Genomic DNA, 14,046 nt, shown 5'->3' on the forward strand with positions numbered 1-14,046 from the left:
GTGCGGGTGATGATGGCCGGAGCGGGGGACGGGGCGCCGGGATCTCCGTCGGGGGACCAGATCTCCCGGATCGTGGGAAGCGGCTGTTGGCAGCGGCGGAAAAGATCACGTGAGAGTCGTGGGTCATCGCGTCGTTCCGGCGTTCGAGTTATGGTCGGCCAGGTTTGCGGCGGTCGGCAAGTGACTGTCGGTGATCCGAGGGGGCTCGGTTGATCGAGTTCCGATCCGTGCGCAAGGAATATCCCGGGGGCGCGGTCGCGGTCGACGACGTGGACCTGGCGGTCGAGGCGGGCACGATCACCGTGCTCGTCGGTCCGTCCGGCTGCGGGAAGACCACCTTGCTGCGCATGGTGAACCGCATGATCGACCCGAGCGCGGGCACCGTGCTCGTGGACGGGCGGGACGTGCGCGACGCCGACCCGGCGGTGCTGCGCCGCGGCATCGGCTACGTCATCCAGCAGGCCGGGCTGTTCCCGCACCGCTCCGTGCTGGACAACATCGCCACCGTGCCGAGGCTGTTCCGCGGTTCCCGCCGCGACACCCGGCGGCGCGCGCAGGAACTGCTGGACCTGGTGGGGCTGCCGGCCTCGCTCGGCGACCGCTACCCGGCGCAGCTCTCCGGCGGCCAGCAGCAGCGCGTCGGCGTGGCCCGTGCCCTCGCCGCCGATCCGCCGGTGCTGCTGATGGACGAGCCGTTCAGCGCCGTCGACCCCGTGGTCCGCGAAGGGCTGCAGGACGAGCTGCTGCGGTTGCAGGGCGAACTCGGCAAGACCGTCCTGTTCGTCACCCACGACATCGACGAGGCGGTGAAGCTCGGCGAGAAGGTCGCCGTGCTGCGCACCGGCGGGCACGTCGCCCAGTACGCCGCACCCGACGAGCTGCTCGCCCGGCCCGCCGACGACTTCGTCACCTCCTTCATCGGGCGCGACCGCGGCTACCGGCGGCTGTCGTTCGCCGACGGCGGTGGGATCGAACCCGGCGAGGTCCGCACCGTTTCCCTCGGCGACGTCCCCGGCCGCACCGGCGACGAGTGGGTGCTCGTCCTCGACGCCGACCGCAGGCCCCGCGGCTGGCTGCCGCCGCGCACCACCGCGGACGAACCCCTCACCGAGGACGTGCTGGTCGCGGGCGGCTCGCTGCACACCCGCGGGACGGCGCTGCGCGGCGCGCTGGACGCGGCGCTGTCCGCGCCGTCCGGGCTCGGCGTCGTCGTCGACGAGGACGGCGGGTACGTCGGCGTCGTCGGCGCCCGGCACGTGCTCGACGTCATCGAGGCCGGGCGCGGGGAGCGGCCGTGATCGACGAGCTCGCGCACTACTTCTCCAGCCCCAGCAACCGCGAGGTGGTGCTGGAATCCCTCGGGCAGCACATCTACCTCGCGCTGGTGCCGCTGGTGCTGGGCGCGTTGCTGGCGGTGCCCGCCGGGCGGCTCGCGCAGCGGGCGCCGAAGCTGCGCGGAGTGCTGCTGGGCTCGATGAACGTGCTCTACACGATCCCCTCGCTGGCCCTGTTCGTGATCATCCCCGCGGTGATCGGGACCGGTGCGACCGCCGCGATCAACGTGGTCATCGCGCTGACCATCTACAACGCGGCGCTGCTGGTGCGACCCGTGATGGAAGGTCTCGACTCGGTGCCCGAGCACGTCGTCACCGCCGCCACCGCCCTCGGCTACCGGCCGCGCCGCCGGTTCTTCGCCGTCGAGGTGCCGCTGGCGCTGCCGGTGCTGAGCACCTCGCTGCGGGTCGCCTCGGTCAGCAACGTCAGCCTCGTCAGCGTCGGCGCGCTGATCGGCATCGGCGGGCTCGGCCGGTTGTTCACCGACGGGTTCCAGCGGGACTACCTGACTCCGATCCTGATCGGCGTGGTGCTCACGCTCGCGCTGGCGATGGTCGGGGACCTGCTGATCGTGGCGCTGCGCAGGCTGTGCACCCCGTGGCAGCGGGCGAGCGCGGGGGGACGCTGACATGATCATCAACGAGCTGGTCGCCTGGTTGTCGGACCCGGAGCACTGGCTGTCCTCCACCGGGCTGCTCGCCCAGACGGGCAGGCACCTGTACTACTGCGTGCTGTCGGTGCTGTGCGCCTCGATCATCGCGATGCCGATCGGGCTGTGGATCGGGCACACCGGCCGCGGCGGCGCCACCGTCGTCGTGCTCAGCAACTCGCTGCGGGCGCTGCCGACGCTCGGCCTGGTCACCCTGTTCGTGCTCGTCGCGGGCATCGGCGAGGCGCCCACGCTGGCCGGGCTGGTGATCCTGGCGATCCCCGCGGTGCTCTCCGGCGCCTACGCCGGGGTGCAGAGCGTGCCCGCCGAGGTGCGCGACGCCGCCAAGGGCATGGGCATGACCCCGATGCAGCAGCTGTGGCAGGTGGAGCTGCCGAACGCAGCGCCGCTGCTGTTCGGCGGGGTGCGCACCGCGATGCTGCAGGTCGTGGCCACCGCCTCCGTCGCCGCGTACGTGGGCCTCGGCGGGCTCGGCAGCATCCTGCTCGAAGGCATCAAGACCTACGACTACGGCCAGACGCTCGCCGCGGCGCTGTGCATCGCGCTGCTGGCGGTACTGCTCGACGTGCTGCTGAGCAGGCTCTCGCGAGCCGTCACGCCGCGCGGCATCCGCAGCGGCCCGCCTGCAGCCGCCACGAGCACCGGCTGAACACGTGTCCACTGCGACGGGAAGAAGCACGCCGTGAAGCGATGGGGAGCGCTGGCGCTGGCCGGCTTGGCGTTGGTCGGGGTCGCGGGCTGCGGCGGCGACCCGTTCCAGGCCGGGGACGGCACGAACGGGGCGCTGGTCGTCGGCTCCGCCGACTTCACCGAGAGCGAACTCGTGATGGAGATCTACGCCGAGGCGCTGCGGCGCACCGGCGCCGACGTCGACACCAAACCCCGCATCGGGGCGCGCGAGACCTACGTCAACGCCGTCGCCCAGGGCGAGCTGTCGGTGATGCCCGACTACACCGGCAACCTGCTGCAGTACGTCGACGAGAACGATCCCGCCACCGAATCGGGGCAGGTCTACGACGCCCTGCGGCGGAAGCTGCCGCCCGGGCTGGACGTCCTCGACCAGGCGCCCGCCGAGGATTCCGACGTGCTCACCGTGACCCGCCGCACCGCCGACAGCGGCATCGGCACGCTGGAGGACCTCGGGCCGCGCTGCGGCGAATTCGTGCTCGGCGCCCCCGCCGAGTGGAAGACGCGGTGGGAGCAGCGCATCGCCGAAGTCTACGGCTGCACCTTCGCGGAGATCCGCAACCTCGAAGCGGGCACCGTCACCGTGGACGCGCTCACCGGCGACACCGTGCAGGTCGCGAACCTGTTCACCACGTCCTCGCAGATCGCCGCGAACGACCTGGTGCCGCTGCGGGACACCCGCGACATGTTCCCGGCCCAGCACGTGGTGCCGCTGGTCGGCGAGGGCAGGCTGACCCCGCCGCAGGCCGAGGCGATCGACCGGGTGTCGCGGGCGCTGAGCACCGAGGACCTCACCGAGCTCAACCGGCGGCTCGAAGTCGACAAGGCCAATCCCACCGATCTCGCCAAGGAATTCGTCGCCGCAGTGGGTGCGTGACACCCCTCGGCGCGTCCCGGCGGCCGGAGGAGCGTGCGCTCCGCGCTGATCCACTCCGGCTGCTGGCGAAATCTGATTCCCTTTCGGGCTCGCCCGGTGTCGCCGCATCGTGCGAGCAACCGGTCGACGCAGCGTGACGCGGTCAACCATGGTGTGGGGCGCGGCCCACTTTTGCGCTACTGGAAGTGCTGGAGTTCGGGATCGGTGCGATGGTTTTGTCGCCGATCACCGAGAGGTTCGAACCTCGTCCTTCTCGGGTGGCTCGGTTGAATCCGATTCAGCAACAACGAGGGGAAATCTCGCATGCGTACTTCTACTCGCCTCCTTGGTGCGGCCGCGGTCGCCGTGGCTCTGCTCGGTGCCGGCTCCACGACGGCGTTCGCCGGTGGGCACGACGACCCGGCTGTCTCCAGCGAGTCCGGTGACGGGGGTGCCGGTGGCTCTGGTGGCATCGGGGTGAATGTGCTCTGCGGCCTCGGCGTTCTGGGCTCGGGCTCGTGCTCCGCCTCCGATGGCGGGGACGGTGGCGGTTCGGGCGCTGAGACCGGCATCGGCAACACCGAGGGCTGACAGCTCGACCTTTCCGCCGCGGGAAAGAAGTGCCCGGATCCCTTTCGAGGGGTCCGGGCACATCGCTGTTCTCGACGTTCAGCGCAATGAAGATCGGCGATCTCGCGAACCTGGACGACCATGCGGAACGCCGTCGCCCGATCGCTCGGTCGTTCAGCGGGTGGCGGCCTGGCTCGCGCGCGGGCCGCGAAGCGAATCGGTCAATCGCCGCCGACGGTCATCAGTCCGGAGTGAAGATCGAATATTTGTCGACAGCAAATCGTTGATCGTGCGTATTTGCGGGTGAAGCCGCTCGTCGCACCGCCGCTGTTTAAACGAACGGGTTACTTCTAAACCACTTTAGTGCTACTGAAGATGCAGGAGAGCGAGGTCGGTGCGATGGTTTTGTCGCCGATCACCGAGAGGTTCGAACCTCGTCCTTCTCGGGTGGCTCGGTTGAATCCGATTCAGCAACAACGAGGGGAAATCTCGCATGCGTACTTCTACTCGCCTCCTTGGTGCGGCCGCGGTCGCCGTGGCTCTGCTCGGTGCCGGCTCCACGACGGCGTTCGCCGGTGGGCACGACGACCCGGTCGTCACCAGCGAGTCCGGTGACGGGGGCGCCGGGGGCGCTGGTGGCACCGGCCTGAACCTGCTCTGCGGCATCGGCATCCTGGGCTCGGGCTCGTGCTCCGCCGCCAACGGCGGGGACGGTGGCGGTTCGGGCGCTGAGACCGGCATCGGCAACACCGAGGGCTGACAGTGCCGCCTCTTCGAGGTGGGAGATGCCCGGCCCCCATTCTTCGGAGGGGGTCGGGCATATCGCTGTTCTCGACGTCTCCGCGTGACGACGATCGGTGATAGCGTGACGGCGCCCGAAGCGATTTTAGCGGCGCCCATCGATTCGCCCGGTCAGGTCCTCGGCTGCAATCCGCACCTTGTCGGCGAGCTCCGGCCAGGTCGCACCGCAACTCGTACGCCCAGCCGGTTCGCACACGTGCCGGAACGTCACGCTGATCGCCGCCGACGGCCACCGGTCCGGCCCGAACACCGGGCACGCCACCGAAGCGAACCCGCCGGTCACGTGCCCGTCCTCCACCGCCCAACCCAGGCGGCGCTCCGCGTCCAGCACGCGGCGCAACTCCGGCAACGTCCGCGGCCCCCGCTCGGTGCGGCTCGCGAACCCCGCCGGGAACGACGCCCGCACCTGCGCGGCAGGCAGGTGCGCCAACATCGCCCGCCCCGACGCCGTCAAGTGCGCGGGCAACCGCACCCCCACATCGGTGACCAGCGTCTGCGCCCGCGACGGGCGCTGCTGCAGCAGGTACAGCAGCTCACCACCGTGCAGCACCCCCAGGTGCGCGGTGCACCCCACCTCGTCCACCAGCCTGCGCAGCACCGGGCTCGCCAACCGCTCCAGCGGATCGGCGCGCAAGTACGCCGAACCCAGCTCGAACGCCGCCACCCCCAGCGCGAACCGGCGCTCCTCCGGCAACCGCACCACGAAACCGGCCGCCACCAGCTCCGCCAGCAAGTGGTACGTCGTCGACCGCGGCAACCCCAGCTCCCGCGCCAGCGCCCCCGCCGACACCGGCGCCGCCCGGCCCGCCATCGCCGTCAAGATCGCCAGCCCGCGCCGCAGCGCGGGCACCTCGCTGCTGGCTCCCACCGGACCTCCCCGCGACGTCTGGAATCCCAGACGGAACCACCCTAACCGGGCTTCTGCGCCGCGCCGCACCCGTGTGACATGGAGGAATGCGACACGTGCACAAGTTGGTGGCCGGCGAGCTGACCCGGCAGCAGGTCGTCGACATCGCCCGCGGCGGCACCGCCGTCGAGCTCGACCCCGACACCGAACGCGCCGTCGAAGGCACCCGCAGGCACATCGACGCGCTCGCCGCCGCCGAGGAACCCACCTACGGCGTCTCCACCGGGTTCGGCGCGCTCGCCGTCCGGCACATCCCCGCCGAACGGCGCACCGCCCTGCAGCAGTCCTTCGTCCGCTCGCACGCCGCCGGCGCCGGGCCCGCCGTCGAAGCCGAAGTGGTGCGATCCCTGATGCTGCTGCGGCTGCGCACCATCAGCACCGGCCACACCGGCGCCCGGCTCAGCACCGCCCGCGCCCTCGCCGCCGCGCTCAACGCGGGCATCGTGCCCGTCGTGCACGAACACGGCTCCCTCGGCTGCTCCGGAGACCTCGCGCCGCTCGCCGCCGTCGCGCTCGCCCTCACCGGCGAAGGCCACGTGCTCGCGCCGGACGGGACCACCCGCCCCGCCGCCGACGCGCTCGCCGACGCCGGCATCGAACCCGTGGTGCTCGCCGAGAAGGAAGGCCTGTCGCTGACCAACGGCACCGACGGCATGCTCGGCATGCTGGTGCTCGCGCTGCACGACCTCGCCGAACTGCTGGAGATCGCCGACCTCACCGCCGCGATGAGCGTCGAAGCGCTGCTGGGCACCGACCGGGTCTTCGCCGCCGACCTGCACGCGCTGCGCCCGCACCCCGGGCAGGCCCGCTCCGCCGACCGCATCCACCGGCTGCTCGCCGGATCCGAGATCGTCGCCAGCCACCGCGGCCCCGGCTGCACCCGCGTGCAGGACGCCTACTCGCTGCGCTGCGCACCCCAGGTGCACGGCTCGGCCGCCGACGCCGTCGCGTTCGCCGAGACCGTCGCCGACCGCGAACTCGCCGCCGCCATCGACAACCCCGTCGTCCTCGACGACGGCCGCGTCGAATCCAACGGCAACTTCCACGGCGCCCCGCTCGCGCACGCCCTCGACTACCTGGCGATCCCGCTCGCCGACGTGGCGAGCATGGCCGAACGCCGCACCGACCGGATGCTCGACGTGGCCCGCTCGCACGGGCTGCCCGCCTTCCTCGCCGACGACCCCGGCGTCGACTCCGGGCACATGATCGCGCACTACACGCAGGCCGGAGTCGTCGCCGAGCTCAAACGGCTCGCCGCGCCCGCCTCCGTCGACTCCATCCCCACCAGCGCCATGCAGGAGGACCACGTGTCGATGGGCTGGGCGGCGGCCCGCAAGCTGCGCCGCGCCCTCGACGGGCTGCGCACCGTGCTCGCCGTCGAACTGCTCACCGCCGCCCGCGCCCTCGACCTGCGCGCCCCGCTCGCACCCGCGCCCGGCACCGCCGCCGCCCGGGACCTGCTGCGCACCCGCGTGCCGGGGCCCGGACCCGACGCGCACCTCGCCCCGCAGATCGCCGAGACCGAAGCGCTGCTGCGCTCCGGTGCCGTCAACACCACCGTGCAGAACCACCTGGGAGGCTGAGCATGAGCACCGGACCCCGGCCCGTGCGCGCGGCGCGCGGCACCACCCGCACCGCCCGCTCCTGGAGCACCGAAGCACCGCTGCGGATGCTGCAGAACAACCTCGACCCGGACGTCGCCGAACGCCCCGACGACCTCGTCGTCTACGGCGGAACCGGCCGCGCCGCCCGGAACTGGGCCAGCTACGACGCCATCGTCGCCGAGCTCCGCGCCCTCGCCGAGGACGAGACGCTGCTGGTGCAGTCCGGCAAACCCGTCGGCGTGCTGCGCACCCACGAATGGGCACCGCGGGTGCTGCTGGCGAACTCGAACCTCGTCGGGGACTGGGCGAACTGGCCCGAATACCGCAGGCTCGACGCGCTCGGGCTCATGATGTACGGGCAGATGACCGCCGGATCGTGGATCTACATCGGCACCCAGGGCATCCTGCAAGGCACCTACGAGACGTTCGGCGCCGTCGCCGCCAAGCGCTTCGGCGGCAGCCTCGCCGGAACGCTCACCGTCACCGCCGGACTCGGCGGCATGGGCGGCGCGCAATCCCTCGCCGTCACCATGAACGGCGGCGCCGCGCTCGTCGTCGAATGCGACCCCGAACGCGCCCGCCGCCGCGTGCAGCACCGCTACCTCGACGTGCTCGCCGACGACCTCGACGACGCCGTCGAGCAGGCCGTCGCCGCTCGCGATCAGCGCCGCGCCGTGTCCATCGGCGTCATCGGCAACGCCGCCGAAGTGCTGCCGGAACTGCTGCGGCGCGGCGTGCCCGCCGACATCGTCACCGACCAGACCTCCGCGCACGACCCGCTGTCCTACCTGCCGCGCGGCGTCGACCTCGACGACTGGGCGGACTACGCGGCGCAGAAGCCCGACGAGTTCACCACCCGCGCCCGCGACTCCATCGCCGAGCACGTCGAAGCGATGGTCGGCTTCCTCGACGCGGGCGTCGAAGTCTTCGACTACGGCAACTCGCTGCGCGGCGAAGCCGCCGAAGCCGGCTACGCGCGCGCCTTCGACTACCCCGGCTTCGTGCCCGCCTACCTGCGGCCGCTGTTCTGCGAGGGCAAAGGCCCGTTCCGCTGGGCCGCGCTGTCCGGCGACCCCGCCGACATCGCCGCCACCGACCGCGCGATCCTCGACGAGTTCGGCGAGGACGAGCACCTGGCCCGCTGGATCCGGCTCGCCGGGGAGAAGGTCGCGTTCCAAGGGCTGCCCGCCCGGATCTGCTGGCTCGGCTACGGCGAACGGCACCGCGCCGGGCTGCGGTTCAACGAACTCGTCGCCTCCGGCGAGGTGTCCGCGCCGCTCGTGCTCGGCCGCGACCACCTCGACAGCGGATCCGTCGCCTCCCCCTACCGGGAGACCGAGGGGATGGCCGACGGATCCGATGCCGTCGCCGACTGGCCGCTGCTCAACGCGCTGGTCAACACCTCTTCCGGCGCCACCTGGGTGTCGGTGCACCAGGGTGGCGGCGTCGGCATGGGCCGCTCGCTGCACGCCGGGCAGGTCACCGTCGCCGACGGCACCGAGCTCGCCGCCCGCAAGCTCGAACGCGTCCTGACCAACGACCCCGGCACCGGGGTGCTGCGGCACGCCGACGCCGGCTACGACCGCGCCCGCGACGTGGCCGCCGAACGCGGGCTGCGGCTGCCGATCGCGGGGGAGGGGCGATGAGCACGTCCCGGCTGCTCGCCGAGCTCGACGACGTCGGCCGCGACCGGCGCCGCGGCGGCTACTCCCGGCACGTCTTCGACCGCGGGGAACGCGAACTCCGCGAGTGGTTCGCCGAACAGGCCGGGCGTCGCGGCCTGCAGGTCGAGACCGACCGCAACGCGAACCTGTGGGCGTGGTGGGGAGAACCCGGTGACGACGCCGTCGTCACCGCCAGCCACCTCGACTCGGTGCCCGGCGGCGGGGCCTTCGACGGGCCGCTCGGCGTGGTGTCCGCGCTCGCCGCCGTGGAGTCGTTGCGCGACAGCGGGTTCCGGCCGCGGCGACCGCTCGCCGTCGTCGCGTTCGCCGAAGAGGAAGGCGGCCGGTTCGGGGTGCCGTGCCTCGGTTCCCGGCTGCTCAGCGGCGGCATCAGCCGCGACGCCGCCTGTGCGCTGCGCGACCCCGACGGCACCACCTTCGCCGAAGCGATGCGCGCCGCCGGGCACGACCCGGAACGCGCCGGGCGCGACGACGCGGCGCTGCGGCGCATCGGACGCCTGGTGGAACTGCACGTCGAACAGGGCAAGGGCCTCATCGACCTGCACCGGCCCGTCGCCGTCGCCGACAGCATCCTCGCGCACGGGCGCTGGCGGTTCCGGTTCCGCGGCGAAGGCAACCACGCCGGAGCCACCCCGATCGGCGACCGCCGCGACCCCATGATCCCCGCCGCCCGCACCGTGCTCGCCGCCCGCCGCGACGCCGCCGCCCGCGAGCAGGCCCGCGCCACCGTCGGCCGCGTCGAAGCCACCCCCGGCGGCACCAACGTCATCGCCTCCGCGGTGGACCTGTGGCTGGACGCCCGAGCCCCGCTGCACCCCGCCGCCCGGGCCCTCGTCGACGAGATCGCCCGGCACGCCCACGAGCACGCCCACGACGAAGGCTGCACCGTCGAGATCACCGAAGAGTCCTACGGCGACACCGTGCACTTCGACCCCGGGCTCCGCGACGAACTCCGCGCCCAGCTCGACGACGCTCCCGTGCTGCCCACCGGAGCCGGGCACGACGCCGGAGTCCTCGCCGCCCACGCGCCCACGGCCATGCTGTTCGTCCGCAACCCCACCGGCGTCAGCCACGCACCCGAGGAGCACGCCGAACCCGACGACTGCGCCGCAGGCACCACGGCGCTCGCCGACGTCCTCCGGAGGTGGACCGCATGACCTACTGGTGCGAACACGCCTGGCTCGACGACGGGCCGCAGGCCGGCGTGCTCGTCGACGTCGACGGCACCACCATCACCGCCGTCACCCGCACCGACGACCCGCCCCCCGGAGCCACCCGGCTGCCCGGGCTCGTCATCCCCGGCCTCGCCAACGCCCACTCGCACGCCTTCCACCGCGGGCTCCGCGGGCGCGCCACCGGACGCGGGACCTTCTGGACCTGGCGCGAGCAGATGTACGCGCTCGCCGGACGGCTCGACCCCGACAGCTACCTGCGGCTCGCCACCGCCACCTACACCGAGATGGCGCTCGCCGGGATCACCTGCGTCGGCGAATTCCACTACCTGCACCACCCGCCCGGCGGCGGCCGCTACGACGACCCCAACGCGATGAGCGCCGCGCTCGCCCAAGCCGCCCACGACGCCGGGATCCGGCTCACCCTCCTCGACACCTGCTACCTCACCGGCGGCTTCGACACCCCCGCCGAAGGCGTGCAGCTGCGGTTCAGCGACGGCGACGCCACCGCCTGGGCCGACCGCGTCGACCGGTTCCGCGTCGACTGCGGCCGGGTGCGCCTCGGCGCCGCCGTGCACTCCGTGCGCGCCGTCCCCGCCGGGCAGATCCCGCACCTCGTCGGCTGGGCGCAGCGCGGCGGTACCCCGCTGCACGTGCACCTGTCCGAACAACGCGCCGAGAACGACGCCTGCCGCGCCGCCCACGGCCGCACCCCGACCGAACTCCTCCACGAGCACGGCGCCCTCGGCCCCCGCACCACCGCCGTGCACGCCACCCACCTCACCGAGCACGACCTGCGACTGCTCGGCGACACCGGCACCGGCAGCTGCCTGTGCCCCAGCACCGAGGCCGACCTCGGCGACGGCATCGGACCCGCCCGCGCGCTGCACGACGCGGGCAGTCCGCTGTCCCTCGGCAGCGACGGGCACTCCACCATCGACCTGCTCGCCGAAGCCCACGCCGTCGAAGCAGGACAACGGCTGCGCGCCGAAACCCGCGGGCACTTCGACACCCCGCGGCTGCTCGACATGGCCACCACGAACGGGCACCGCGCCCTCGGCTGGCTCGACGCCGGACGCATCGCACCCGGGCAGCGCGCCGACCTCGTCGCGCTCGACCTCGACGGGCCCCGCCTCGCCGGCGTCCCCCTGGGCGGCGTGCCCACCGCCGCCCGCGCCGACGACGTCCGGGACGTCATCGCCCACGGCCGCGCCATCGTCCGCGACCGCGCCCACGAACACGTGCCCGACCCGGCCCGGCGCCTCCGGCGGGTGCTCGCCGAACTCAGCTGACCACCGACGCGGACGGAACACCATGACCAGCACCGCCATCACCGGCATCGGCGAACTCACCACGAACGACGACGAGCTCGGCACCCCCGGCGGCGCCGCGCTCGTCCTCGACGGCGACCGCATCGCCTGGGTCGGACCCGCCCACCGCGCACCCGCCGCCGACCAGGCTCTCGACATCGACGGCCGCGCCGTGCTGCCCGGCTGGGTCGACAGCCACACCCACCTGCTGTTCGCCGGCGACCGCACCGACGAGTTCACCGCCCGCACGAACGGCGAGCCCTACGCCGCGGGCGGCATCGCCCTCACCGTCGACGCCACCCGCGCCGCCACCGACGACGAACTCCGCGCCAACCTGCGCCGCCACCTCGACGAAGCCGCGTGGAACGGCACCACCTGCGTCGAGACCAAGACCGGGTACGGGCTCACCGTCGCCGACGAACTCCGCGCCGCCCGCATCGCCGCCACCGAAGCCGACGACGTCACCTTCCTCGGCGCGCACCTCGTGCCGCCCGGCGAAGACCCCGACCGCTACCTCGACCTCGTCCGCGGCGACATGCTCGACGCCGTCGCACCCCACGTGCGCTGGTGCGACGCGTTCTGCGAACGGGGCGCCTTCGACGCCGAGCAGACCCGGCGGGTGCTGCGCGCCGCCGCCGACCGCGGACTCGGGCTGCGCGTGCACGGCAACCAGCTCGGGCCCGGACCCGGCGTGCGGCTCGCCGTCGAACTCGGCGCCGCCAGCGTCGACCACTGCACCCACCTCGAAGCCGAGGACATCGCCGCGCTCGCCGGATCCGGCACCGTCGCCACCCTGCTGCCCGCCTGCGACCTCTCCACCCGGCAGCCGCTGCCGCCCGCGCGGGAACTCCTCGACGCCGGGGCGACCGTCGCGCTCGCCTCCAACTGCAACCCCGGCTCCTCCTACACCACGTCCATGGCGTTCTGCGTCACCACCGCCGTGCTCCAGATGCGGATGACCGTGCCCGAAGCGATCCGCGCCGCCACCCTCGGCGGGGCGCGGGCGCTGCGGCGCGACACCGGCGACGGGGCCGTCGGCGTGCTCCGGCCCGGTGCGCGCGCCGACCTGCACGTCCTCGACGCGCCCAGCGCCTCCTGGCTGGCGTACCGGCCCGGGGTGCCGCTCACGCACGCGGTGTGGCGAGCGGGGGAGCGGGTGCGGTGAGGAAGGGAACCTTCCTGTCACGACGGGCGAAAGGGAAACCTCGCTGCCACGGATGCGGTGCGGGGAACCTTCCGGTCATCCCGGAGCGCGGGAGGGCTCAGTCGTCGTCCGCGTCGTCGCGGGCGAGGAAGGTCGCGAGGCGCTCGGTCGCGTCCTCGAACGCCGGGTTCAGGTCGACGAAGACCCGCATCCGGTCCGCGACCCACGCCAAGGTCACCTCGTCGTCACCGCGACGCTCCTCGAGCTCCTCGATGCCCCGGTCGGTGAAGTACACCGTCTCCTCCTCCACGTGCGAACCGGCGGCAGCGCACCGCCGGAGCTGACAGCAAGGGAACCTTACTGTCACACGTGGCAGGAAGGTTCCCTTCATCGCACCCCTCCGGGCGCGCAAAGAACGGGCCGCCGGTTCCCGGAGGAACCGACGGCCCGCGGCAGGCCCGGTCAGCCCGCTTGGGTGGCGGGCCGGACGATCCGTTCGGCTTGTTCGAGCAGGCTCCGCAGCTTCCGCGCTTCGAACGCGCTGATCCCGGTGACCTGAGCGGTCGTGCGGTTCGCCGCAGCGACGCAGACGGTCCGGATCCACTCGGACTGGCTGAGGCCCGCGGTCGCCGCGGCTTCGCGGATCGCCGCTGCCTCCTCGCGGCTCATCCGGAACGAGGTCGACACGTTGAGCGGCTGGGCCACCTCGACCGCGATCTCTTCGGCGTCGTCGAAGTCCGCTTCGAGCTCCTCGCGGTGCAGCTGGTGCCATTCGGCCTCGTCGGAAGCTGCACCATCGTGCGGGTCCCGGGTCATGTCGCCTCCCAAGCCGTGATCGGACGAACGGTCGAGGACGGTTCGTCGTAGGCGATGGCCACCAAGATCGGGCGGCCGCCGCGCGGGCGGCCGAGCAGGAGGTGCGACGCGGCCCTGGCTCGCTTGTTCCGAGCCACCTTCGTCGGGTTGGAGATCGCCTGGTCGATCTCGTCCGCCGAGACGCCGTGGCGGGTGGCGTGTCCAGATTCGCGTCATCCCACTCGATCGACTCGATCCGCATGGCCGATCAATGTATTACGCAGGTTAGTTCGCGTATTACGCGGTGGCAAGATGGGGAACGTCGCCCTCGGACGATGAAGGGAACCTTCCGGTCACCACTGGCAGGAAGGTTCCCTTCATCGCACCCCTCCGGGTGCGCAAAGAACGGGCCGCCGGTTCCCGGAGGAACCGCCCGCCCCCGGCAAGCCCGGGGCGCCCGCGTGGGTTGCGGGGCCGACGGGGCGGTAGGCTTGTTAGAGCCGGCTACGC

Annotated in this window: 15 protein-coding genes; 12 read left to right on the plus strand and 3 right to left on the minus strand. The window is 72.8% G+C overall.

Going from position 1 to position 14,046, the window contains the following annotated elements; genetic code table 11:
- The first annotated feature begins 209 nt into the window (after positions 1 to 209).
- From LCD33_RS26745 to LCD33_RS26775, 7 genes are all read left to right on the plus strand, one after another.
- Positions 210 to 1,298 (plus strand): ABC transporter ATP-binding protein, encoded by a 1,089-nt coding sequence (locus LCD33_RS26745; RefSeq protein WP_224958259.1) that lies wholly within the window; start codon positions 210 to 212, stop codon positions 1,296 to 1,298.
- Positions 1,295 to 1,963, plus strand: a complete 669-nt coding sequence (locus tag LCD33_RS26750; RefSeq protein ID WP_224978408.1) for an ABC transporter permease — start codon at positions 1,295 to 1,297, stop codon at positions 1,961 to 1,963. Before LCD33_RS26745 ends, LCD33_RS26750 begins: the two co-directional genes overlap by 4 nt.
- A gap of 1 nt (position 1,964) precedes the next feature.
- Positions 1,965 to 2,654, plus strand: a complete 690-nt coding sequence (locus LCD33_RS26755) for an ABC transporter permease (protein ID WP_224958263.1) — start codon at positions 1,965 to 1,967, stop codon at positions 2,652 to 2,654.
- 33 nt (positions 2,655 to 2,687) lie between these two features.
- A complete protein-coding gene (locus LCD33_RS26760; protein ID WP_224958264.1) occupies positions 2,688 to 3,569 on the plus strand; it encodes an ABC transporter substrate-binding protein in 882 nt (293 codons plus the stop codon).
- Between the two features lie 303 nt (positions 3,570 to 3,872).
- Positions 3,873 to 4,139, plus strand: a complete 267-nt coding sequence (locus LCD33_RS26765; protein WP_224958267.1) for a hypothetical protein — start codon at positions 3,873 to 3,875, stop codon at positions 4,137 to 4,139.
- Between the two features lie 86 nt (positions 4,140 to 4,225).
- Positions 4,226 to 4,405, plus strand: a complete 180-nt coding sequence (locus LCD33_RS26770; protein ID WP_224978409.1) for a hypothetical protein — start codon at positions 4,226 to 4,228, stop codon at positions 4,403 to 4,405.
- Positions 4,406 to 4,611: 206 nt separating this feature from the next.
- Positions 4,612 to 4,878 (plus strand): hypothetical protein, encoded by a 267-nt coding sequence (locus LCD33_RS26775; protein WP_224967352.1) that lies wholly within the window; start codon positions 4,612 to 4,614, stop codon positions 4,876 to 4,878.
- Positions 4,879 to 5,004: 126 nt separating this feature from the next.
- Here the strand turns inward: LCD33_RS26775 and LCD33_RS26780 are convergent, their stop codons facing one another.
- On the minus strand, positions 5,005 to 5,787 hold the full coding sequence (locus tag LCD33_RS26780; RefSeq protein ID WP_224958272.1) for an IclR family transcriptional regulator: 783 nt from the start codon (positions 5,785 to 5,787) through the stop codon (positions 5,005 to 5,007).
- Between the two features lie 86 nt (positions 5,788 to 5,873).
- Between LCD33_RS26780 and hutH the strand changes: the two genes are divergently transcribed.
- The 5 genes from hutH to hutI are packed head-to-tail and all read left to right on the plus strand — an operon-like array spanning position 5,874 to position 12,762.
- The gene (gene hutH / locus LCD33_RS26785) at positions 5,874 to 7,409 is read left to right on the plus strand and encodes a histidine ammonia-lyase (protein WP_224958274.1); all 1,536 of its coding nucleotides are present in this window, start codon (positions 5,874 to 5,876) and stop codon (positions 7,407 to 7,409) included.
- A 2-nt stretch (positions 7,410 to 7,411) separates the two neighbouring features.
- Entirely contained in the window at positions 7,412 to 9,076 is a 1,665-nt protein-coding gene (gene hutU / locus LCD33_RS26790; protein ID WP_224958276.1) for a urocanate hydratase, read from the plus strand.
- Complete coding sequence (locus tag LCD33_RS26795; RefSeq protein WP_224978410.1) at positions 9,073 to 10,272, plus strand: allantoate amidohydrolase; 1,200 nt, start codon at positions 9,073 to 9,075, stop codon at positions 10,270 to 10,272. Before hutU ends, LCD33_RS26795 begins: the two co-directional genes overlap by 4 nt.
- Positions 10,269 to 11,579 (plus strand): formimidoylglutamate deiminase, encoded by a 1,311-nt coding sequence (locus LCD33_RS26800; protein ID WP_224978411.1) that lies wholly within the window; start codon positions 10,269 to 10,271, stop codon positions 11,577 to 11,579. The genes LCD33_RS26795 and LCD33_RS26800 overlap by 4 nt, the downstream gene beginning before the upstream one ends.
- A gap of 22 nt (positions 11,580 to 11,601) precedes the next feature.
- Positions 11,602 to 12,762, plus strand: coding sequence for an imidazolonepropionase (hutI, locus tag LCD33_RS26805; protein WP_224958279.1), 1,161 nt, complete (start codon positions 11,602 to 11,604; stop codon positions 12,760 to 12,762).
- A 97-nt stretch (positions 12,763 to 12,859) separates the two neighbouring features.
- On the opposite strand, the gene LCD33_RS26810 is transcribed toward hutI, so the two are convergent.
- Both LCD33_RS26810 and LCD33_RS26815 read right to left on the minus strand, forming a co-directional pair.
- Positions 12,860 to 13,036, minus strand: coding sequence for a DUF6104 family protein (locus LCD33_RS26810; protein WP_224958280.1), 177 nt, complete (start codon positions 13,034 to 13,036; stop codon positions 12,860 to 12,862).
- A gap of 167 nt (positions 13,037 to 13,203) precedes the next feature.
- Positions 13,204 to 13,557, minus strand: a complete 354-nt coding sequence (locus tag LCD33_RS26815; protein ID WP_224958281.1) for a hypothetical protein — start codon at positions 13,555 to 13,557, stop codon at positions 13,204 to 13,206.
- Positions 13,558 to 14,046 lie beyond the last annotated feature (489 nt).

This window comes from Saccharopolyspora sp. 7B, assembly GCF_020177435.1.
Taxonomy (GTDB): Bacteria; Actinomycetota; Actinomycetes; order Mycobacteriales; family Pseudonocardiaceae; genus Saccharopolyspora_C; species Saccharopolyspora_C gregorii.